Raw genomic sequence first — 1,039 nt, 5'->3', positions numbered from 1 at the left:
GCTTTTAAATTACCCCAAAACTTCTGCATTCTTAGTTCTGCGTTCGATATTCTGACTTAAAATTGAATAATGAATATTGAATGTTGAAGTGCGGTTCTTACGTCCCTATAACTTCTGCATTCCTAGTTCTGCGTTCGATGTTTAAAAAATACCCAAAGACAACCAAATTTCATTCTTAACCATATATTAAACAAAAATAACACTCATTATCTTCTGAACAACAGTATATTGAGCTAAACTATTAGCCCTATGAAACTTATAGGTTTTGTTATGATAATTGCAACAGTCTTATTATCTGTTAGTTGTAAAAAAAACAAAGACAAAAAGCTTACGCTACCACCAGCTACCCAAACAGGGGAAAATACGCTTGGTTTTTTAATTGACGATCAGGTTTGGATTGCAAACGGTGGGGGGTATTATCCATCATTTTCTTCAAAAAGCTATAATTCTGGTGAAGATGTGTTTGGCATGATTTCCTACAACACCAAAAATTTTAATTGTACATCTCGATTTTTTTTTACAATATTCAATTTTAACGGAACCGGAACTTATACAAGCAATGATATTGATCTTTACACTTCTGTCTTTTATGGTTGTAGTGAAAATTTTAAATATCCTGGTTGCAAGTTAGATACTTCCGGCATAAATTCTATTACCATAACCTATTTCAGTCTAACAGAACGTATTGCATCCGGTACGTTCAACTTAACACTAATTAACCCGAAAAATAATGAGCAGGTGTTGATAAGAGATGGCCGTTTTGATGTTGGTGGAATTGGTATTTATTAAATCTCAATTAGACATTAAATATCAATAATGAAGTGCGGTTATTGATTCCCTAGAACTTCTGCATTCTTAATTCTACGTTCGATATTCTTACTTAAAATTGAATAATGAATGTTGAAAGATGAATGTTGAATAATGAAGTGCTTTTAAATTACCCCAAAACTTCTGCATTCTTAGTTCTGCATTCGATATTCTGACTTAAAATTGAATAACGAATATTGAATGATGAATGTTGAATGTTGAAGTGCGGTTC

General features: G+C 32.1%; 1 protein-coding gene. It reads left to right on the top strand.

Annotated elements, in window-relative coordinates; all coding sequences use genetic code 11:
* Positions 1–249: 249 nt before the first annotated feature.
* A complete protein-coding gene (locus tag A8143_RS04310; RefSeq protein WP_066756831.1) occupies positions 250–789 on the top strand; it encodes a hypothetical protein in 540 nt (179 codons plus the stop codon).
* The last annotated feature ends 250 nt before the right edge of the window (positions 790–1,039 follow it).

Origin of the sequence: Crocinitomix algicola (assembly GCF_001661595.2) — a bacterium.
GTDB classification, from domain to species: domain Bacteria; phylum Bacteroidota; class Bacteroidia; order Flavobacteriales_D; family Crocinitomicaceae; genus Crocinitomix; species Crocinitomix algicola.
The sequence above is the reverse complement of the archived record's forward strand: the minus strand, read 5'-3'. Positions and strand labels throughout refer to the sequence as shown.